Source organism: Nocardia sp. NPDC004123 (genome assembly GCF_053603795.1).
In genome coordinates this window covers 67257-86666 of the sequence record NZ_JBSGGG010000035.1, presented here as the reverse complement: position 1 = coordinate 86666, position 19410 = coordinate 67257, and the positions used below count along the sequence as shown (strand labels likewise).

Here is a 19410-nt window from a genome sequence, read left to right as displayed (position 1 = left end):
GCGGCATCCGATCCGACAGCTGAACCTCCGGTGGCGGGGTCGCTCAGTTCTGGAATTGGGAATAGGCGGCGGCGAACAACGTGTAGGGGTTCCCGTAACCCGGGAAGAGACCGGTCATCTCGTCGATGACCTCCGGCGCGGACGACAATTTGGCGACAGCCCGGTCGAATGCCTCGATGTAGGAACGGGATTGCGTGATTTGCCGTTCGGCGTCGTCGTCGGGCGCGCCGGGATCCTTGTGCCCGGCGATGATCGTGGCGGGGTGCAGGTCGGCGATCTTGTCGATGGTCGCCAGCCACGTCCGGCGGCTGTCGGGCGTCGAATTCCACAGCCACATATGGATGTTGTTGTACACGGCGTCGCCGGAGCAGACGGTGTCCAACTCGGGGATATGGACCACGGTGTTGAGGACGCCGTCGGCGCCCCCGACTTCGACCAAGCGCACCGGATGGTCGTCCACGGTCAGGGTTTCCGATTCCACCGGCTGCGGGAGTGCCGGGGTGCGGTCGAACCGGTCACCGAACCACGCGATCCAGTTCTGCTGCACCTCGGGTCCGAGGTTGTAGCGCGCTTCCTCGATGACGGTGGTGTTCAGGGCCAGCAGCCGGGCCTGCGGGAAAGCCTCGAGGACCGGGCCCGCGCCGAAGAAGTGATCGCCGTGACCGTGGGTGATGACGATGCTGGTCAGGTTCTTGCCGGTGTCGCCGATCCAGGCGGCGAGGCGGCGGCCTTCGTCGACCGTCATGAGCGCGTCGACCAGGATGGCGTCGCGCGCACCGGAGATCAGGGTGGCGGTGGACGCGGGCCAGGTGGCGGCGGTGTCCGGATCCCATCCCGGTCCACCGTTGATCGGCAGGTATCCGGTATTGAAGACGTCGATCGTGAGAGACATGGCAATTGCTTTCGCTCGCAAGGGGCAATCGGTGGTCTGGACGACCCGGAAGCCGGATCACGGCTCGAGTATCCGGAGTCGAATCCGAACGCTCCATCACCCGAATATGTGACCCCGCCGTGAGGCGCTGATGCTGGTTCGAGAGGCGGCAGATCGAACGCAGGCTACGATTGGCCAAGCAATTGCTTGGTCGAGGGAGAAGTAGTGAGCGATGACTTCCGGGGACGTGACGGCGCTGCACTGGTCGCGGGCGGCACCGGCGGCATAGGTGCCGCGGTGGTCCGCCTGCTGGCGCACCGGGGCAGCGATATCGGACTCACCTATCGCGCGAATCGAGACGCGGCAGAGCTGCTGACGAAGGACGTCGAGCGGGTCGGACGCTCATGCCGGGCCTGGGCACTGGATCTCACCGATCCGAGTGCCGTCGCGGATGTCGTCGCGCAGTTCGAACAGCGATTCGGCGGTCTGCACACTGTGGTCTACGCCGCCGGACCCCATGTCCCGATGGTTCATCTGAGCAGCGTGTCGCCCGAGCAGTACCGGGAGCAGCTGAATGCCGACGCCGCAGCGTTCTTCAACCTGATGCACGCCACCCTGCCGCTGCTGCGCCGGTCGCAGGGCTCCGTCGTCGCGGTGACCACGGCCGCAACCCGACGCTATCCGGTCCGGGATGGCCTTTCCGCCGGCACCAAGGGTGCCGTGGAAGCCGTCGCCCGCGGCCTGGCGGCCGAAGAGGGTCGCTACGGCATCCGCGTCAACTGTGTCGGTCCGGGCATGCTGACCGACGGCATGGCCGAGCGCCTGATCAATTCCGGAGACCTCGATCGAACCGCGCTCGAGGTCGCCCGGCGCAATATCCCGCTGCGCCGCTTCGGGAATGCGGACGACATCGCGGAAGCCGTCGCATTCCTCGCATCGGACCGAGCGGACTTCATCTCCGGCCAAACACTGGATGTCGACGGCGGCTACACGGTCTGAGGGACTTCACCGACCGACCGCTGGTTCGCTGACTGTGACGACTGTCGGCCCGATTGCAGTCGACCCGGCTGAGCGTTCATTCACCCGTTGGGATGCCGACCATCCGTTGGGATGCCGAGGCGGGCGAGTTCGGTCCGGACGGTGGCGATGACGTCGGGGAGTGCGGCGGCGACCGGGGTGGACAGGCCGACGCCGAGGTCGAGGCGGTGAGCTTCGACGGCGATGACTACGAGTTCGGCGGGGACGCGGCCGAGAGCGCGGCCCAGGGGGAGGGCGTCGGGGATGCCCATGGCGTGGGAGCTGGTGGCGTGGGTGAGGCCGCGCAGGGCATCGACGGTGGTGCGCCAGACCCGGCCGGGGGTGGAAGGTTCACAGAGGACGGCATCGACCACGATCGCCAGCTCCGCGTCGGCCCAGAGATCCAGCAGACCCGTCGGCTCGCCGTCGCTCAGTGCCACGAGAACGCCGGGCAGGTCCAGCCTTTCGAGTTCCGTGGCCACGGCGGGGCCGACGCCGTCGTCGTGCCGGTACTCGTTTCCGACTCCGATGACGACGGCTCGCGGACCGCTCATCGGCGCACCACATCGAGCTCGAGGAAGTGGGCCGAGCAGGAGATGCACGGATCGTAGTTGCGGATGGTGCGTTCGCACAGGGTGGTCAGCGCCGCATCGTCCAGGTCGAGGTGCTCGGACACCACGTGGCGAAGATCGTCCTCGATGGCAGCCTGGTTCTGGGAGGTCGGCGGAATGATGGTGGCCGCCCGGATGGAACCCGCGTCGTCGATTTCGTAACGGTGATAGAGCAATCCGCGCGGGGCCTCGCTGATGCCGTGGCCGACGCCCGGCCGTGTCGCGCAGGGCGCCGCGGGGTGCGCGGGCGGCTCGTAGTCGGCGATGAGACGTAGCGCTTCATCGATGGCGTACACCACCTCGACGGCGCGAACCACGATGCTGCGGAACGGATTACGGCACTCCGGGCCGAGCCCGGCCGCAGCGGCGACCTCGCGGGCAACTGGGGAGAGACGCCGGGAGTTGAGGCTGTATCGAGCCAGGGGACCGGTCAGATAGCTTCGCCCGTCCAATCGCGCGTGGAGCGCGGTGGAATGCGGAACCTGTTCCTCGACCACGTGCTCGCCGAATTCACTTGCGGGGAAGTCGAGTCCGGTGCTGGTCGACACGGTGCCGTCCTCGATGGCGTAACGGTCCGACGCGGTGGCCGCGAGTAGATCGTGGTCGAGCTCCAGATCCGGGAAGTCGAATTGCGCCACCCGGCCGGCGGTTTCGATCGCGTAGTCCTGGGCCCGGCGCAGCTGGTCGGCGACCGGTGCCAGATCGGCGCGGCCGGGCACCGAGTAGAAACCGCCGACCCGGACATTGATCGGGTGGATGGCACGGCCACCGAGCAGTTCGAGCAGCGTATTGCCCGCCTTCTTGACGGCCAGCCCGTGCTCGACGAGTTCGCGATGGTCGGCGGCCAGGGCGATGGCGTCCGGGTAGCCGAGGAAGTCCGGCAGGTGCAGCAGGTGAATGTGCAGGGTATGACTCGAGATCCACTCGCCGCAGTAGAGCAGCCGGCGCAGCGCGGTCAGCGGCGGATCCAGTGTGACGCCGCATACCTGTTCGAGCGCGTTGCAGGCGCTGGTCTGATACGCCACCGGGCAGATGCCGCAGATCCGGGCGGTGATATCGGGTGGCTCGGTGTACGCCCGGCCGCGCAGGAAGGCCTCGAAGAAGCGGGGCGGTTCGTAGATATTGAGTTCTGCCCGCTCCACCCGGCCGTCCTCGACGACAACCCGCAGCGCGCCCTCGCCCTCCACTCGCGCCAGCGAGCTGACCCGCAATTGCCTACTGCGATGGCTCATCCCGGTTCCTCTCGGCGAAGGCCGGTGCGGCGACCGCGACCGTGCTGAACACTCGGTCGATATCGGCGGTGTCCATGCCGTTGATCCGCAGGATCGGCAGCAGCGCACCGATATTGGGCCGTTCCATCGGGCCGAAGCAGCCGTAGCAGCCGCGATGATAGGACGGGCACAGGGCGCCGCATCCCGCCTGGGTGACCGGGCCGAGACAGGGAATGCCGTCGGCGACCATCACACAGGTATTGCCGCGGCGCTTGCATTCGGAGCAGACGCTGGTGTTCGGCAGGTCGGGTTTGCGTCCGGCCAGCAGCGCGCACAGGGTATCCAGCAGTTGGCGGCGGTCGATCGGGCAGCCGCGCAGCTCGTAGTCCACCGGCACATGCGCTGCGATCGGCGTCGCGGTGTCCAGCGTCGAAATGTATTGCGGGCTGGCGTATACCACCGACGCGAATTCGGTGATGTCGGCGAAGTTGCGCAGCGCCTGGATGCCGCCGTGACTGGCGCAGGCGCCGATCGTCACGAGAATCCGTGACTGCGCGCGGATCTCGAGGATGCGGCGCTGCTCGTCGGGCGTGCTGACCGAACCCTCGACCAGCGACACGTCATAGGGCCCGGGCTCGACCGCGCTGCTCGCCTCGATGAAATGAGCGATGCGGACCCGGCCTGCCAGCGCGAGCAGTTCGTCCTCGCAATCCAGCAGGGTGAGCTGGCAGCCGTCGCAGGAGGTGAACTTCCAGACCGCGAGAGTGGGTGTCGTCATCAGAGCTCCCGTACCGAAAGCAGGGGTTCGGCCACCGCGTAGTCCACGACCGGGCCGTCGCGGCACAGCAGCAGCGGACCGAGCTGGCAATGGCCACAGCGGGCGACACCGCATTGCATATTGCGTTCCAGGGTGACCCGGATATCGGTGGGCGGGACGCCCTTGCGCAGCAGGGCGTTCGCGCAGAACCGCATCATTGGTTCGGGACCGCAGAGGAATGCCGTGGTGTTGCCCGGATCGACGACCAGTTTCGCGAGCGGTTCGGTGACGAAGCCGATCGGTCCCGTCCAGCCGGGACCCGGATGGTCGACGGTCTGATGCAGTTCGAGCAGGCCGTCGCGGGCCCAGACCTGCTGGTCGTCCCGGAAGAGGATGTCATCGGGTGTGCGAGCACCGGTGATCAGGACGATCCTCCGATATTCGGTGCGCCGCGCGAGCGCCTCCAGCACGACCGGGCGCAGCGGCGCCAGTCCGACTCCGCCGCCGACGATCACCAGATCGCGCCCGGCGGCGGAGTCGAGATCCCAACCGGTGCCGAACGGTCCGCGCACTCCGATCGTCGCGCCGACCGGAGCGTCGTGCAGGGCCGCGCTCACCGCCCCCACCGCGCGGATGGTGTGCTCCAGGAAATCGACTGCGACACAGGGATTTCCACTGACCGAGATGGCGACCTCGCCCACGCCGAAGCGGTAGAGCATCATGAACTGCCCGGCCCGGAACCGTTGCGCGGCAGCGTCGATCGGGGCGAGCACCAGGGTCGCGGTATCGCTGGTCTGCAGGATGCGGCGTGCCACCCGATACGGGAGCATGGTGTCCGCGGACGCGCCGGCGCGGGCCTCGGCGATCATCGGCCGTCACCTGACGTGCCCAGCCGTATCGGTGTGGCGGTACAGGTTTCGGTGGGATTGCGGTAGAGATCCAGCAACCGGGCGCGGGTGGCCTGCAATCGTTCCAGGAGCGCCTCGAACAGCAGCAGCGTCAGTGCGTGGCCGAAACTCGGGTCGGCGTCGGCGAATTCGGTCAGCCGAGTCGAATCGAATTCGATCGCTCGCACGGGTTCGGCGGTGATCGCACCGAAATGCCATCGGTACGGCGGAACCAGCCACGACCAGCCGAGCAGATCGCCCGGACCGAGGGTCTGCACCACGACATCGCCACGCCCCGGCACCCCTGCGTCCAGCACCACCCGTCCCTCGCGAATGAGCCAGCAGCGGTCGGCCCGTTGGCCTTCCACGATCAGGCGCTGCCCGGCCGGATAGTGCACCGCATGCCCGGCCTGGGCCAGCGTTTCCAGCTTCGCGCGGTCGAGTGCTGCCAGCGAGGCGAATGCGGACAGTTCCTCAGCGGTGACCATCGTCGGCCTCCTCGCGCAGTTCGACGAGCCGGCCCATCTCAGCGGTCAGATCGATACCGGCCGGGCACCATGCGATGCAGCGTCCGCAGCCCACACAGCCCGAGCTGCCGAACTGGTCGTACCACGTGCCGAGTTTATGGCTGAGCCACTGCCGATACCGGCTCTCGCCCGACTGCCGCACGCTGCCGCCGTGCACATGGGAGAAATCCAATTCGAAGCACGACGCCCAACGCTCCCAGCGTTCGGCATGGTCGCCGGTGAGATCGGTGACGTCCTCGGTAGTGGTGCAGAAGCAGGTGGGGCACACCATGGTGCAGTTGCCACAGGTCAGGCAGCGGCTCGCCACGTCCTCCCACTGCGGTGATTCGCGGGATTCGCGAATCACCGCGCGCAGGTCCGCATCCGGCATGCTGCGGCCCATGCGACCCGCTGCGGCCGCCACCTCGGCGCGGGCGTCCGTGATCTCGGCCTGGCTCGCCGGGTGCGAGCGGAGCTCGGCGAGTATGCGCTCGCCCGCCGCACTGCCCACTTCGACCAGGAACCGATGCCCGCTGTCGTCGATGCGTTCGGTGAGCGCGAGATCGTATCCGGCCGAGACGCCCGGCCCGGTGCCCATCGACGCGCAGAAACACACCCCGCCCGGCTCGGTGCAATTCACGCCGACGATGAACAGACCGGCGCAGCGGGCCGCGAAAGCCGAGTCCGGGTACGCATCTCCACCGAGCACCCGCTCCAGAATGCGGATGGCGGCCATATCGCAGCCGCGCACACCGAGGAATGCGGCGGGGCGATCCGGTTGCGGTGGCTGCGACGACGGCTCGGTCGCCGGTGTCGGCGTCGGACCGTCTCCGGCCGCTACGAGATTCAGGTCGGCGTCGAGTCGTGCGATCAGGCGGTGCGGTGGATGCAGGAACTGCTTCCACGATCCCGGCCCGGCCGAATGCGCGAAGACCGCTTGGTCGGCGCGGCGATACACGCGATACCGGCCCGGCTCGGTGTGCACGCCCCACCCGGCGGGCAGTGCGGCCGGTGTGTCGAGTTCGTCGAGGATGATCGCGTTGTCGCGCATCGTCGGGCCGATGACCCGATATCCGTTCTCCTGTAACACCACGACGAGCCGGTCCAGCCCGTCGCGGTCGATCGTCACGGTGTCGCCGATGGTCACGGAAGCCTCCGTTCTCGCACGTCGCTCGATTCCAGTCTGGCTGGCGCGGCGCGGCGCGAACAGCGTCGAAGGTCCTCGGCACGGGGTCGGAGTGCCCAGGTCGGAACGGCGGTGGCGAGATCGGTCAGCCCCGGCTGTCCGCATCGGAGGGGGAGGCGGGTACGTGCTGCATCGACGAGTACCGTGCCGCGGCGATCTCCTCCTGGGCGCGCAGTTCCGCGCTGGTCCGCACGTACGCGTCGGGGCCTGGAAAGGTCAAGGCCCGATGCCCGGTGTCGGTCCAGTGCACGAGATACGGCGGTGCGCCGTCCGTGCCGTGCACCTCTTCGATGAGACCGCGACGGACCACGCCCCCGACCGCGCGTCCTTCGACGATCAGCCAGTCGCCTGGTTGTGCTCGCATCGAACGACCTCCTTACCCGTCGGCCGGAAACTGGTGTTGTCTCGAATCTCTATCGTGGTAAGGCCATGCGATCCCCGGGTAGGGCCGGAAGTCCCCGCGCAGGACCTGGCCGCCCGCACGATGAACCACGCGACCAGGAATCGGCCGGTAGCGCACCCGTGCTCATCCGAACCTATACCCGGCCTCCGGGCCGCTCACGCCGCCCCCTCCGGCTCGGCTGTCGTAGTGGGCAACCGGGTGACGAACCAGTCCCGCGCGAGCTCGGCTGCCTTACGCAGGGTGCCGGGTTCCTCGAACAGATGGGTCGCGCCGGGCACCTCGGCCAGCACGGTCTCACATGACATTGCCATGGCCGCCTGGCGATTCAGATCCATGACCAGGTAGTCGCGACCACCCACGATCAGCAGAGTCGGCGCCCGTACAGCCGACAGTGCGCGGCCGGTCAGATCGGGTCGCCCGCCGCGACACACCACTGCCCGCACGTGCACGCGGGGGTCGGCTGCGGCGCGCAGGGCGGCGGCGGCACCGGTACTCGCCCCGAAATACCCGATCGGCAGCCCCTCCGCGTGTTCCCGTCCGCTCAGCCACTCGGTGACTGCCACCAGTCGCGGGGCCAGCAGGTCGATGTCGAACACGTTGGCGCGGTTGATTTCCTCGGCCGTGGTGAGCAGGTCGAACAGCAGCGTGCCGAGTCGGGCCTGCTGCAGTACCTCGGCGACGTAGCGGTTGCGCGGGCTGTGGCGGCTGCTGCCGCTGCCGTGCGCGAACACCACGACACCGATCGGATGCTCGGGAATGGTGAGATGTCCGGACAGCATGGCTTTCCCCGCCCGCACACACACCTCGCGGTCGCGCAGCGGCGGATCCGCGACCGGTCCCGGTTGCGGCCGCGGATCGGGGGCAGCGCCGCGAGCCGGCAGACGGCCCGCCTCGCGATCCTCGAAGACCATCGAAACCTCCTTCAAGCAGGCACTTCCAGCGTCACAGCCTCCGGCGGTCACCGGCAGATCCGGTTGTCGCCGGTCGGGAGAGTCGTTGGTCCCACAACGACCTCCGAGACATTGGATTGCTGATAGCGGGGGTGCGGTACCGGAGCAGCCGACGAGCCGACTACGCCGACCAGTTCACCGGCCTGATCCTGCGATGAAACGCCGCCGGGTCACTGTGGGTCGCGGCTGACGTCAGCAGCGCGAACCGATGGACCTACACCCGGGCAGGAGGCGGGGCAGCGCCGCCGCAACGATGACCGAAGGCATGGCGTCAGCCCTCGGTATCGGTGACTTTCGGCCGTCACCAACGGCCACCCATCGCGACATGCTGAACAGTACGAAGCTGCGAATCCCGAGGAAGGAATGGCGATGTCGAGCACGCATCCCGATACCGACACCATCCGCGCGGCACTGGCCCTGGCCGTGCGCGCCCCGTCGGTGCACAACACGCAACCCTGGCAGTGGCGTATCGGGGAGAGCACCCTGCATCTGTATGCCGATGACACTCGCTGGCTGAAGCACACCGACCCCGACCGCCGCGAACTGGTGCTCAGCTGCGGCGCGGTACTGCATCACCTGCGAGTGGCGATCGGCGCGGTCGGATGGGAGACGATGGTGCATCGATTCCCGAATACCGCGGATCCGGGACATCTGGCCGCGATCGAATTTCGCTCCGGGGCCACTGATCCCACGACGGTGCAACTGGCGCAGGCCATCGCTCGACGCCGCAGCGACCGGCGGCATTTCACCTCCTGGGAGGTGCCCGCCGTGAACGCGGACAAGGTCATCGCCGCCGCCCGTGTCGTGGGGGTGGAAATTCGCGACGTCGACGCCCTGGAGGCGCGTGGGACACTGGCGCAGGCCTTCGAACAAGCGTCGGCGAGCCACGCCCAAGACCCGGACTACATCGCGGAATTGCATGCCTGGAGCGGCCACCATGCCGCACCATCAGGCGTCCCCGCCCGCAACGCCGTTGTCCCCACGGACCCGGCCGTCCGTCCGTTCTCCGACCCTCGGCTCCCCGAAGCCGTAGTCCGCGACACCGACGAATTCTCGCGAATGCTGTTGCTCAGCACCGGGTCCGACGATCCCCTGGCGTGGCTGCGCGCCGGTGAATCCACCAGCGCCGCCCTGCTGACCGCGACCGTCCGCGGCCTGGCCACCTGCGCTCTCACCGAACCTCTGGAACTGCCGGCCATCCGAGAACAAATCCGCACGAACATCCTCGGCGGCTTCGGCCACCCGCAAGTGATCATCCGGATGGGCTGGGCGGCAACCAGCGCCGACCCGGTCCCGCCCAGCCCCCGCCTCGCGCTGGACGATGTGGTGCACCCGCTGCAACCGGCCGACTCGGCCGACCGATCGCACTGACCACGCCGGGATGGCTGCCATCAGCTGCATTACCGCGAAGGTGTGCCGCAGGTCGTGCAACCCGCACGCCGCGGCGACGTGGCAGCACGCCGACTTCGACTGTGGCCGTTTCTCATTCACCGAGCAATGCCGGGCACGATGCCAGCCGTCGTCGACTTGCTCTCCTGCAACCCGCCCACAGATTCGGCCGCCAGCGCCCGGTGCACCGTGACCGACGCGTAGTCCGGACGATGCTCGGCACAGGCGACTGCCGGCCGGGCCCGCATAGCGCCGCGGCGCATGTTACCTGCGGGTGAACTCCTGCTCACAAGACTTCAGTCCGGTGTGTGAGGTCGCCTAGGCTCGGCAGGGCGCTCGACCTCCCAGATGGAGGTGACGAGGGGAGCGTGCTACCTCGGCTGCCGTTCACGGCAGTGCTCGATTGCACGAAGGATCCGCCATCATGACTGTTGATGTACCCGTGCTTGGTGAGGTCCGATCCCGTGACGAACTCCCGGATGAATTCTTCGCCCTGTTCCTCGACCCGACCCGCACCTACAGTTGCGCGCTGTGGACTCGCCCGGACGACACCCTGGAACGAGCCCAGTCGGCGAAGATCGACCTCGCGTTGGCCAAGTGCGATCTGCAGGCGGGGATGACCTTGTTGGATGTCGGCTGCGGCTGGGGCTCGACCATGTTGCGCGCCATGGACACCTACGGGGTGAACGCGATCGGGTTGACCGGCAACCGCCACCAGTACCGGTATGTGCGGGACCGGCTCGTCGACCGGCTGATCCGCGGCCGCCCCTACGGCGGGGTCCGGCGCCAGGATTGGGAGGAATTCGACCGCCGCGTGGACCGCATCGTGTGTATCGGGACGCTGGAACACCTCCACCCGCAGCGCTACGCCGATTTCTTCGATTTCGCCTACCGGATCCTGCCCGAAAACGGGGTGCTGTTGGTGCAGACCGTCGTCGCACCGGGCCGCGACCCCTCCGATGCCCACCAGACGCGTTTCGCGAGTACCGATTCCGTGTTCGCGCCCGGGACCATCCTGCCCTTCGACCGAGTTCCGCCACCGACCGGCCGCAACCCCAGGGGGGTCACCGAGTACGCGGAAGATGCCGGATTCACCATCACCGGAATCGGGAAACTGGGACCGCACTACACCACCACACTGCAGAACTGGGTCACCGCGCTACACGAGCACCGCGACCGGGCGATCGAACTCGCCGGGCGTGACACCTACAACGCCTACATCAGCCATATGACCGGGTTCGCCGACTACTTCCGTCACGGCCACCTCGACGTCATGCAGTTCACCTGCATCAAGAACGGGTTGTGAGGGCGAGTAGCGGCCCGCCGTGCCGCCGAGGACAGGTTCCTCGAAACCGAACCCGGGCAACATGTTCGCCTCTGCAGCCCCGACAATCAAACCCGCACAGTGACCGATTGAATCGAAGGACCCGATCGATACCGGCCTCCGGAATCCTGTGTCCGTGTGGCCGTCAGGGATGAATCGGAATGATGTGCGGTGCGTGCAGATTCAGACCCTGCGCGATGGAATCCGAAAAGGTGCTGATGGCGGTCCAATCCCGCAGGTCGCCGTAGCGGCCGCCGCCGAGTAGGCGGTAGAGGACGCGTGCGCCGAGGGACACGCCGACGCGCTCGTAGTGCCCCGCGAAGGCCTGGTATCCGCGCGGATTGATCGAGTCGCGCACGGCGGCAATGCGTTTCGGCACCATGCGGCCGATCCGATGTCCGATCGGTCCGCGCAGCGCCGGTCCGATGCCGACACTGAAGAGCCAGACCGGCCGAGCGCTGAGTTCGTTGCGATGGGATGCCACGTACTCCGCGACGGTGGGCAGCAGGGCCATGTCGTGCACCGCGCTGCCGATGACCACGGCGTCGAAACGCGACAGGTCCGGTGCGTGCTCGGCGTCGGCGACCTCGACGGTCGCACCCCGGGCGGCGAGATCGTTGCCGATGTACTCGGCGATCTCCCGGGTCGACCCCTGAGCCGAAGCGTAAACGATGCTGACTGCAGGTTTGCGATTCTCCATGTGCCGAGCGTGCGCCTCCCGTGACGGTCCAGAAGAGAGGACTCGTGCCCGGCCGGAGGGGACGATGGTCACCGGCCCGGCGGCCGGACACGGAAGTCCCGCTTCTGCTGGACCTTGCAAGCCCTCATCGGGCGGTCGAAGCAGACTTTTATTCCTGCCGGTGCGGGACAGGGCACAAGGTCCCATGGCCGATGCCGGGGTCGCAGCCGAGAATGGGGGAGCCATTCCATCGCTGGTCGGAGGTAGGGACCATGGGTGTCATCGAGGCGCATACAGTCACCAAACGCTACCAATCCACGCTCGCACTCGATCGTCTCGAACTCGATATCGAGGCGGGGGAGATCTACGGCTTCCTCGGCCCCAACGGCGCGGGCAAGACGACGACGATCCGGCTGCTGCTGGGCCTGCATCGTCCGACCTCGGGTACGGTGCGCATTGCGGGCCGGGACGCGTGGGCCGATCCGGTCGCCGCGCACCGGCATTGTGCGTACGTCGCCTCGGAGGCGTTGCTGTGGCCGTCGCTGACCGGCGCGGAAACCTTCGAATACCTGGAGAATCTGCGCGGCGGCTGCGATCGCGCATACCGCGACCGGCTGATCGAGCGCTTCGATTTCGATCCTGACAAGAAGATTCGCGCGCTGTCGAAGGGCAACCGGCAGAAGGTGCAGCTGGTGGCGGCGTTCGCGACCCGCGCCGAGATTCTCGTTCTCGACGAACCCACCTCCGGGTTGGATCCCTTGATGGAGGCCGCCTTTCGCGAGACCGTCGGTGAAGCCCGCGACCGCGGGCAGACGGTATTCCTGTCCTCGCACGTGCTCAGCGAGGTGGAGGCCCTGTGCGATCGGATCGGCATCCTGCGGGCGGGCCGGCTCATCGATGAGGGCACCCTGGCGCAGCTGCGGCACCTGTCGGCGCGGACGGTGGAGGTGAGCTTCGCGCGGGACGGCGTCGATATCGCTCCGCTGCGCGCGGTCGCGGGGGTCGAGGTGGTCGATGCGATGGATCACCATGTGGCACTGGAGGTCCGCGGTGAGATGGGACCGCTGCTGGCAGCACTCACCGGGTTGCCGGTGACGACGATCGACAGCCGGGAACCGAGCTTGGAGGAGATCTTCCTGGTCCATTATCACGAGGGCGCGGGCGGCCCTACCCGGACCGGCCGGGCCGGGAGCGCAGCGGAGGCACGTCGATGAACCTCGAGGCGGTGCACGGCTTCGTCGTCATGGTGCGAGCACGATTGCGCGCCAACCGGATATCGCTGGCGGTGATGACGGTTTTGATGGCGGTGTTCTGCACGGCCGCGCTGCAAACCTATGTGGTGGCGTTTCCGAATCAGGCGACCCGGGCCACGATGCTCGCACCGCTGACGAACAATGGTGCGCTGCGCGCGCTGTACGGCTACCCCTACGACATCGCCTCGCCCGCCGGCTGGGTGGCGTGGCGCAGCATGACCAGCGTCGGGATCATCATGGCCATGTGGGCGGTGATCATCACGACCGGCGCGTTGCGCGGAGAGGAAGACGCGGGCCGAGGCGATCTCGTGCTCAGCGGCGGACAGTCCCGGCGGCGCTGGTTCGCGGCGGCGCTCACGGCCACGGCCCTCGAGACTCTCGTGATCATGGCGGTGACCGTGTCCGCGCTCGCCGCGGTCGGGGTGCCGCAGCATCTGCTCAGTGCCGCCAACACGTGCGAGCTCGGGCTGCAGCTCGCATTGCCCGCGCTGCTGTTCGCCGCGGTCGGCGCGTTGACCGCGCAACTGGCCGCCACTGTGCGTGGAGCGCGGTTGCTCGCGGCGGGAATTCTGGTCGCGGCCTTGATTATCCGCATGCCCGCCGACGTCGGTGCGGGCATTCCGTGGCTGCGATGGCTCACGCCCCTGGGCTGGTTCGAGGAACTGCGCCCACCGGCCGCGCCGCCGCTGCTCACGCTGGCGGCCATCGCCGCCGGAACGGCTGTACCAGTAGCGATTTCCGTGTATCTGCTGCGGATCCGAGATATCGGCCGAGGCGTGCTCGGGGCCCGAGACAGCCGACCGCCACGGCGACTCCTGCTCGGCTCGGCGTGGCAAGCCGCCCTGCGCGATGAGATTCCGCAGCTGAGTTTCTGGTTCGCCGGGACCATCGCCTACACCCTGCTGATGGGCGGCCTGGTCAAGACCATTCTCGACTTCATGCAGCGCACCCCGATCTTCACACAGCTCTTCGGTCGCCAGATCGCCGTCGACGGCTTTGTCGCCACGCTCTTTTCGCTGGTCCAGTTGCTGGCCGCGCTCTTGGCGGTGACAGTGGTCGTGTCGGCCCGCAGCGAGGAATCGTCAGGCCGGCTGGAAGTCGTGCTGGCCATGCCGCACTCCCGGCTCCGATGGCTGTCCGGCCGCGCCGTGCTGGCGGTGTCCTTGGCGGCCGGCTTGACTCTGGTCGCATCGGTGGGCATGTGGACCGGCGCTGCGCTCACCGGCGAACGCCTTCGATTCGGTTCGCTCCTGGCGGCGTCGGCGAACAGCCTCCCGCTCATCGTGACCACCGTGGGCGCCGCGACCGCGGTGCTGGCGTTTGCACCCCGAGCCGTCTCCTTCGTGCACGCCCTGGTCGCCACTGCTTTCCTCTGGGACTCCGTGGGCACCGCACTCGAAGCCCCGGCCTGGTCGCTGGAAGTCTCGCCATTCCACGCCCTCGCCCGCATGCCCCTGCAGCACTTCGCCGTCTCGCCCGCCCTCCTGCTCACCGCGCTCGGCGTGGGGCTGTTCGCGCTGGCGCTGCTCATCTTCCGCCGCCGCGATCTCGCGCTCGCCTGACGACCCGGCCGGCGACGGAGGTCCTCACCGCGATGGACTTTGCGCGCAGCGCAGCACCTGGCCGGAGCAGGTAGACGGTGATGTCCTTCGCGCCGGCCTGCCAGGCGCGCTGGGAAGACCTGGCGTACGTCGTCGGGGGTTGCGGATTCGGGGAGATTGACCGTCTTCGAGACGGCGGCGTCGGTGTGGCATTGGACGGCGGCCTGCATCCGGATGTGCCAGATCGGCTCGATTTCAGGTGCGGAGATCGCTCATAGCGTGACGATCCGGGGGAAAGTCGTTGCCGTATCGCGGGATACGATCTCGGTTACGGGCGGGTCCGGGACCACCAGCACCGGGCAGGGCGCGTGGCGGACGAGATCCTGGGTGATGCTGCCCAGACGCGCCGTATGCGCGGACTCGGGATCATGCCCGATCACGACCAATTGCGCAGTGGCGCCGAGGCGCTCGACCGCCGTGGCTGCATCGCCGACCACCGTGACGGGCCGCACCTCCACATCGGGGAAGTCGCGTCGATACTGCCGCAGCTGGGCGTCGGGGACGACCGAGGTCGCTATGTGGTGATCGGGCGGAAGCCCCGACCACATCGCGTCATCGGGTGGCGAGGCCCACTGCCTGCCCTGCCACACCCGCACCACAGTGACATCCGTGCCACGGTCCCGTGCCGCACGGAACCCGGCGACCAGGGCCGCACGGGCGGTGTACCAGGTGCCGACCACGACCAGGATCGAACCGTGCTCGGCTGCGGGCCGTCCGACCAGCGCGACCGGGCAGCAGGCATCCCTGGTCACCGCCAGCGCGGTGGATCCCAGCACCATGTGAGAGAGAAACCCGACGTCCCGGGCGCCCAGCGCGATGAGCATCGCGGACCGAGAGAGCTCGACGAGCACATGATCGGCCTGTCCTCGCAGCACGGCGGTGCTGATCTCGAGCGGGTCCGCATCCTCACCAGCGGGATGCCGCGCGAGGATCGCGGAGCGCGCGTCCTCGAGTGCCGCGTGGGCCTCCCGGTGCCGCTGCCCGCCCGGCCGGAATGCGGGCTTGTCGATCGCCGGCACGACCGAGACCAATCGCAGTGGCGTATGCCGGGCGACGGCCTCGGCCGCGGCCCACTCGGCGGCGCGCACGGCCACCCGCGAGCCGTCGATGCCGGCGACGACCGGACCGGGTTCAGCGGTCACCGCGGCGGGGATGTTCGTCTCCATGAAGCCAGGGTTCGCCGCGTCGCTCCCGTCGGCTAGAGACCGCACACCCGCGATCGCGGGACCAAAGTCACCGGCGAAAGGACCACCGTCCCCGGCAGCGACGACTCGATGCCCTACAGAACCGGTGGTCCGGAGCGTGAAATCTAGTGTGTCAGAACAGTTTACCTCTCGAAGGAGGGATCATGAGCCTGCTGTCCGTACATCGTCAGCCCGGTTCGCTGCTGCCCGACCTCGCCGAGCTGTGGAACGCTATGGCGCCGCCCGCCGTCCCGATGCTCGGCACCCACCTGATGCGGGTCGAGGACACCATCGAGGAGGGGCGTTACCTGGTGCGCGCCGAAATTCCCGGTGTGGACCCGGCCAAGGACATCGAGGTGTCCGTGCATCAGGGGGAGCTGACCATCAAGGCCGAGCGGACCGAGAAACGCGAGGAGAAGGGACATTCGGAGTTCACCTACGGCTCGTTCGTCCGCACTGTCGTACTGCCGCCGGGGGCTCAGGAGGAAGGCATCGACGCGAGTTACGCCAAGGGCATCCTGACTGTCAGTGTTCCGCTCGGTGAGCCCGAATCGCCCATCAAGACAGTCGAAGTCAAGTCCGCGGAGTGACATCCCGGCCCCGCGAGCCGGCCGGGCCACATCCGAGAGAAGGCGGCCGATGCCGATCGTGACCCTGACCATGAATCCGGCGATCGACATCGCCGCCGGTGCGGACCATATCCGGCCGACCTCCAAGACCCGCTGCACGCCACCGCGATTCGATCCCGGTGGTGGCGGTATCAATGTCGCGCGCACCATCGCGGCTCTCGGCGAGCCGGTGACCGCGATCTTCCCGGCGGGCGGACCGTCGGGGCGGCAGCTCGAGGACCTGGTCCGTGACGCCGGAGTCCCGATGCGATCGATCCCGATCTCGGGCCATACCCGGGAGAACCTCGCGGTCACCGACAACGGAACCGGCGACCAGTTCCGATTCGTGTTTCCGGGACCCCGGGTGACCGCGCCGGAACTGCATCTCTGCCTGAGTGAAATCGAACGTGCGGTAGTCGGCTCCCGCTATGTGGTCGCAAGCGGCAGTCTGCCGCCGGGTGTCCCGGACGGCCTCTATCAGATGCTCGCCGACCTGCTGCGCGACCTGGGTGTCCGTTTGATCCTGGATACGTCGGGCGCAGCGCTGCGCGCGGTGAGACGCGGCGTCCACCTCCTGAAACCGAGTGTGCGTGAGCTCGCCGAGCTCACCGGTCACCTACTGCCCGACCGCAAGTCGCAACTCGCGGCCGCACGGGAGCTCATCCTGGCGGGAGTCTGCGAGATCGTGGTCGTGTCGCTGGGGGCGAGCGGCGCGCTGGCGGTGACGCGCCACGACGACCGGTGGTTCCCGTCGTTCGAGGTGACCGTCCGCAGCGGTATCGGGGCCGGCGACGCCATGGTGGGCGCCATGACGGTCGGCCTGTCACGCGGCTACCCCCTCGACGACGCGGTGCGGCTGGGCATCGCCGCCGCCACCGCCGCCCTGATCACGCCGGGCACCCGGCCCGGCCATCCCGCCCGCATCGCCGAGCTGTACCGGCAAGAACCTGAGACCCGGCCGAGCTGCTTCTCACCGGTCGGCTCGGGCAGCCCCGAAACGCCTGTTCCACAGAGGAGGACGTGATGACACACGAGGACTACGACGATCCGCACCAATTGGCCTCGGCCGGTGTCGTGGTCGGAGTGGACGGATCGCTCGGATCGGAGCTCGCCCTGCGCTGGGCCGCGAGCTATGCCGCCCGGCGCCGCCGGGAGCTGCAGATCGTGCACGCCCTCGATCTGGGCGGAGTCAGCAGTTCCGGAAGTCCCTCCGGGGTGGTGCCGCCGTCGGTGGTCGACGCGGTGCGGGCCCGCGGGCAGCAGCTCGTTCGCGAGGCCGAGGAGATGGCGCTGCGGATCGAACCCGGATTGCGGTCCGCGACACGGCTTTCGGTGACCAATGCGAGCAGACTGCTGGTGGAGCTGAGCACGGCCGCCTACGCGGTGGTGCTCGGAGCGACCGGAAACGCCGGGACGTTGATGCATCTGGGATCCACGCTGTTCGCCGTCACCTCCCATGCCCACAGTCCCGTGATCGTGGTGCGCCCGGATCCGGATGCGCACGACACCCTCCGCGAGTCCGGACCGGTCGTCGTCGGCGTCGACGGCAGCCCGGTCAGCGAGGCCGCCATCGCCACGGCCTTCGCCGAAGCCGCCGAACGCCACACCGACCTGGTCGCCGTACATGTCTGGAGCGATTGGAATTTCGGCGAATACCTCGGCGACCGAGGCACCGCTGACCTCGGCGAGGTGGACGGGCTCGAGGAAGCTCTCCTGACCGAACGACTCGCGGGCTTCCAGGAGAAATATCCGGACGTGCAGGTGACCCGCCGCATCTATGTGTCCGCCCCGGCCGACACGCTGCAAGGGTGGTCGAAACACGCGCAACTGGTCGTGGTCGGCAACCGCGGCCGTGGTGGTTTCACCGGCATGCTCCTGGGTTCCACGGCGCACACGCTGGTCCAGCACGCCCATTGCCCGATCATGGTTGTCCGTCCCGCGGAGTGAGCCGAGCAGCCGTCGAATCAGGAGACGTCATGGAAGAGAATGCTGTTCCCGCAACGAGTTTCGAGCATTCGGATCACGATGATCTGGGGATCGTCGTCGGCACGGATGGATCCGAGATCTCCTATCAGGCGGTGATGTGGGCCGCCGTCGAAGCCGACATGCGGGGCTGCCCGCTGCATATCGTCACCTCGTATGCGAACCCGATCGTGGCGGGGGCGACGGAACAGAACCCCCACGACAGGCGTGACCTGAGGCAGCGGGGACAGCAGGTGCTCGCCGACGCCGCGCGTATCGCCGCCCACGCCGTGCCGGGGGCGAGCCTGCACATCAGGACCGAATTGATCTTCGACATGATCATCGGCGCGCTGATCGAGCGCTCGCGGCGGGCGCGGCTGCTGGTGGTCGGCAATCGGGGGCTCGGCGCGATCGGGCGGGCGGTGCTGGGGTCGGTGAGTACCGCGCTGGCCCGGCAGGCGCACTGTCCGGTCGCGGTCGTGCACGGTGTTTCGGAGACGGACCCGGCGTCGGCGTCGAAACCGGTGGTGGTCGGTGTGGACGGATCGGCGAACAGCGTGCCGGCCATCGAGCTCGCCTTCGGGGAGGCGTCGCGGCGCAAGGTCGAGCTGATCGCGGTGCAGGCGTGGAGTGATACAGGTGGCTTCGACCTACCCGTGATGGGGTGGGACGCGATCCGCAGGACCCAGGATGTGCTGTTGGAAGCGGCCCTCGCCGGCTACACCGAACGCTGTCCGGAGGTTACCGTCCATCGGGTCGTGTCCTCCGATACGCCGGTGCGCGCGCTGCTGGAGCAGGCCGAGAACGCGCAGCTCATGGTGGTCGGCAGCCATGGCCGGGGCGGATTCGCCGGGATGGGTCTGGGCTCGGTGAGCACCGCGCTGCTGCATCTGGCGCAGTGCCCGGTCCTGGTCGTCCGTCAGCCATCGCAAACCCGGGCCGAAGAACCCGCCGGACAGTGACTTTCGGCCGTCACCGGCGGCCTGTCGCACGGGCCATGCTGAGTGAGGG

The 19410-nt window shown here is 68.1% G+C and carries 19 protein-coding genes and 2 pseudogenes; 9 read left to right on the top strand and 12 right to left on the bottom strand.

The annotated features are described in order from the left end of the window. Window positions 1–43: 43 nt before the first annotated feature. On the bottom strand, window positions 44–892 hold the full coding sequence (locus ACWEQQ_RS39025) for an MBL fold metallo-hydrolase (RefSeq protein WP_452351713.1): 849 nt from the start codon (window positions 890–892) through the stop codon (window positions 44–46). A 204-nt stretch (window positions 893–1096) separates the two neighbouring features. Here ACWEQQ_RS39025 and ACWEQQ_RS39020 point away from each other — a divergent pair, with 204 nt between their 5' ends. Next, on the top strand, window positions 1097–1870 hold the full coding sequence (locus tag ACWEQQ_RS39020) for an SDR family NAD(P)-dependent oxidoreductase (protein ID WP_452342279.1): 774 nt from the start codon (window positions 1097–1099) through the stop codon (window positions 1868–1870). A gap of 80 nt (window positions 1871–1950) precedes the next feature. Here the strand turns inward: ACWEQQ_RS39020 and ACWEQQ_RS39015 are convergent, their stop codons facing one another. From ACWEQQ_RS39015 to ACWEQQ_RS38980, 8 genes and pseudogenes are all read right to left on the bottom strand, one after another. Next, window positions 1951–2442, bottom strand: a complete 492-nt coding sequence (locus tag ACWEQQ_RS39015) for a hydrogenase maturation protease (protein ID WP_452351712.1) — start codon at window positions 2440–2442, stop codon at window positions 1951–1953. Then, window positions 2439–3731: a Ni/Fe hydrogenase subunit alpha gene (locus tag ACWEQQ_RS39010; protein WP_452351711.1), complete on the bottom strand. Its 1293-nt coding sequence runs from the start codon at window positions 3729–3731 to the stop codon at window positions 2439–2441. The genes ACWEQQ_RS39015 and ACWEQQ_RS39010 overlap by 4 nt, the downstream gene beginning before the upstream one ends. Further along, complete coding sequence (locus tag ACWEQQ_RS39005; protein WP_452351710.1) at window positions 3715–4488, bottom strand: NADH-quinone oxidoreductase subunit B family protein; 774 nt, start codon at window positions 4486–4488, stop codon at window positions 3715–3717. Before ACWEQQ_RS39005 ends, ACWEQQ_RS39010 begins: the two co-directional genes overlap by 17 nt. Beyond that, window positions 4488–5336 carry an FAD/NAD(P)-binding protein gene (locus ACWEQQ_RS39000; protein WP_452351709.1) on the bottom strand — a complete coding sequence of 283 codons (849 nt, stop codon included), beginning with the start codon at window positions 5334–5336 and terminating at the stop codon, window positions 4488–4490. Before ACWEQQ_RS39000 ends, ACWEQQ_RS39005 begins: the two co-directional genes overlap by 1 nt. Beyond that, entirely contained in the window at window positions 5333–5842 is a 510-nt protein-coding gene (locus ACWEQQ_RS38995; protein WP_452351708.1) for a cyclic nucleotide-binding domain-containing protein, read from the bottom strand. Before ACWEQQ_RS38995 ends, ACWEQQ_RS39000 begins: the two co-directional genes overlap by 4 nt. Beyond that, on the bottom strand, window positions 5829–7007 hold the full coding sequence (locus ACWEQQ_RS38990) for a 4Fe-4S dicluster domain-containing protein (protein WP_452351707.1): 1179 nt from the start codon (window positions 7005–7007) through the stop codon (window positions 5829–5831). The genes ACWEQQ_RS38995 and ACWEQQ_RS38990 overlap by 14 nt, the downstream gene beginning before the upstream one ends. A gap of 124 nt (window positions 7008–7131) precedes the next feature. Further along, window positions 7132–7410, bottom strand: coding sequence for a DUF1918 domain-containing protein (locus tag ACWEQQ_RS38985; protein WP_452342286.1), 279 nt, complete (start codon window positions 7408–7410; stop codon window positions 7132–7134). Between the two features lie 194 nt (window positions 7411–7604). Continuing rightward, window positions 7605–8279 (bottom strand): annotated as a pseudogene (locus ACWEQQ_RS38980) (dienelactone hydrolase family protein); the annotation flags it as partial. A 489-nt stretch (window positions 8280–8768) separates the two neighbouring features. Between ACWEQQ_RS38980 and ACWEQQ_RS38975 the strand changes: the two are divergent. Both ACWEQQ_RS38975 and ACWEQQ_RS38970 read left to right on the top strand, forming a co-directional pair. Then, on the top strand, window positions 8769–9770 hold the full coding sequence (locus ACWEQQ_RS38975) for an Acg family FMN-binding oxidoreductase (protein ID WP_452351706.1): 1002 nt from the start codon (window positions 8769–8771) through the stop codon (window positions 9768–9770). Between the two features lie 442 nt (window positions 9771–10212). Beyond that, window positions 10213–11094, top strand: coding sequence for a class I SAM-dependent methyltransferase (locus ACWEQQ_RS38970; RefSeq protein ID WP_452342288.1), 882 nt, complete (start codon window positions 10213–10215; stop codon window positions 11092–11094). A gap of 163 nt (window positions 11095–11257) precedes the next feature. On the opposite strand, the gene ACWEQQ_RS38965 is transcribed toward ACWEQQ_RS38970, so the two are convergent. Continuing rightward, the gene (locus ACWEQQ_RS38965; protein WP_452342289.1) at window positions 11258–11812 is read right to left on the bottom strand and encodes a flavodoxin domain-containing protein; all 555 of its coding nucleotides are present in this window, start codon (window positions 11810–11812) and stop codon (window positions 11258–11260) included. 251 nt (window positions 11813–12063) lie between these two features. Between ACWEQQ_RS38965 and ACWEQQ_RS38960 the strand changes: the two genes are divergently transcribed. Beyond that, window positions 12064–13005 carry an ABC transporter ATP-binding protein gene (locus ACWEQQ_RS38960; protein ID WP_452351705.1) on the top strand — a complete coding sequence of 314 codons (942 nt, stop codon included), beginning with the start codon at window positions 12064–12066 and terminating at the stop codon, window positions 13003–13005. Further along, window positions 13002–14606 (top strand): hypothetical protein, encoded by a 1605-nt coding sequence (locus tag ACWEQQ_RS38955; RefSeq protein WP_452351704.1) that lies wholly within the window; start codon window positions 13002–13004, stop codon window positions 14604–14606. Before ACWEQQ_RS38960 ends, ACWEQQ_RS38955 begins: the two co-directional genes overlap by 4 nt. A gap of 70 nt (window positions 14607–14676) precedes the next feature. On the opposite strand, the pseudogene ACWEQQ_RS38950 reads toward ACWEQQ_RS38955, so the two are convergent. Together ACWEQQ_RS38950 and ACWEQQ_RS38945 are read right to left on the bottom strand one after the other, a co-directional pair. Continuing rightward, a pseudogene (locus ACWEQQ_RS38950) lies at window positions 14677–14851 on the bottom strand (hypothetical protein); the annotation flags it as partial. A 6-nt stretch (window positions 14852–14857) separates the two neighbouring features. Next, window positions 14858–15811, bottom strand: coding sequence for a universal stress protein (locus ACWEQQ_RS38945; RefSeq protein ID WP_452342292.1), 954 nt, complete (start codon window positions 15809–15811; stop codon window positions 14858–14860). A 182-nt stretch (window positions 15812–15993) separates the two neighbouring features. Between ACWEQQ_RS38945 and ACWEQQ_RS38940 the strand changes: the two genes are divergently transcribed. From ACWEQQ_RS38940 to ACWEQQ_RS38925, 4 genes are read left to right on the top strand one after another with little or no spacing between them, the layout of a single operon-like run. Further along, window positions 15994–16419 (top strand): Hsp20/alpha crystallin family protein, encoded by a 426-nt coding sequence (locus ACWEQQ_RS38940; RefSeq protein WP_452342293.1) that lies wholly within the window; start codon window positions 15994–15996, stop codon window positions 16417–16419. Window positions 16420–16468: 49 nt separating this feature from the next. Continuing rightward, window positions 16469–17461 carry a 1-phosphofructokinase family hexose kinase gene (locus ACWEQQ_RS38935; protein ID WP_452351703.1) on the top strand — a complete coding sequence of 331 codons (993 nt, stop codon included), beginning with the start codon at window positions 16469–16471 and terminating at the stop codon, window positions 17459–17461. Continuing rightward, window positions 17461–18384, top strand: a complete 924-nt coding sequence (locus ACWEQQ_RS38930; protein WP_452351702.1) for a universal stress protein — start codon at window positions 17461–17463, stop codon at window positions 18382–18384. Before ACWEQQ_RS38935 ends, ACWEQQ_RS38930 begins: the two co-directional genes overlap by 1 nt. A gap of 29 nt (window positions 18385–18413) precedes the next feature. Next, a complete protein-coding gene (locus ACWEQQ_RS38925) occupies window positions 18414–19361 on the top strand; it encodes a universal stress protein (RefSeq protein WP_452351701.1) in 948 nt (315 codons plus the stop codon). Window positions 19362–19410 lie beyond the last annotated feature (49 nt).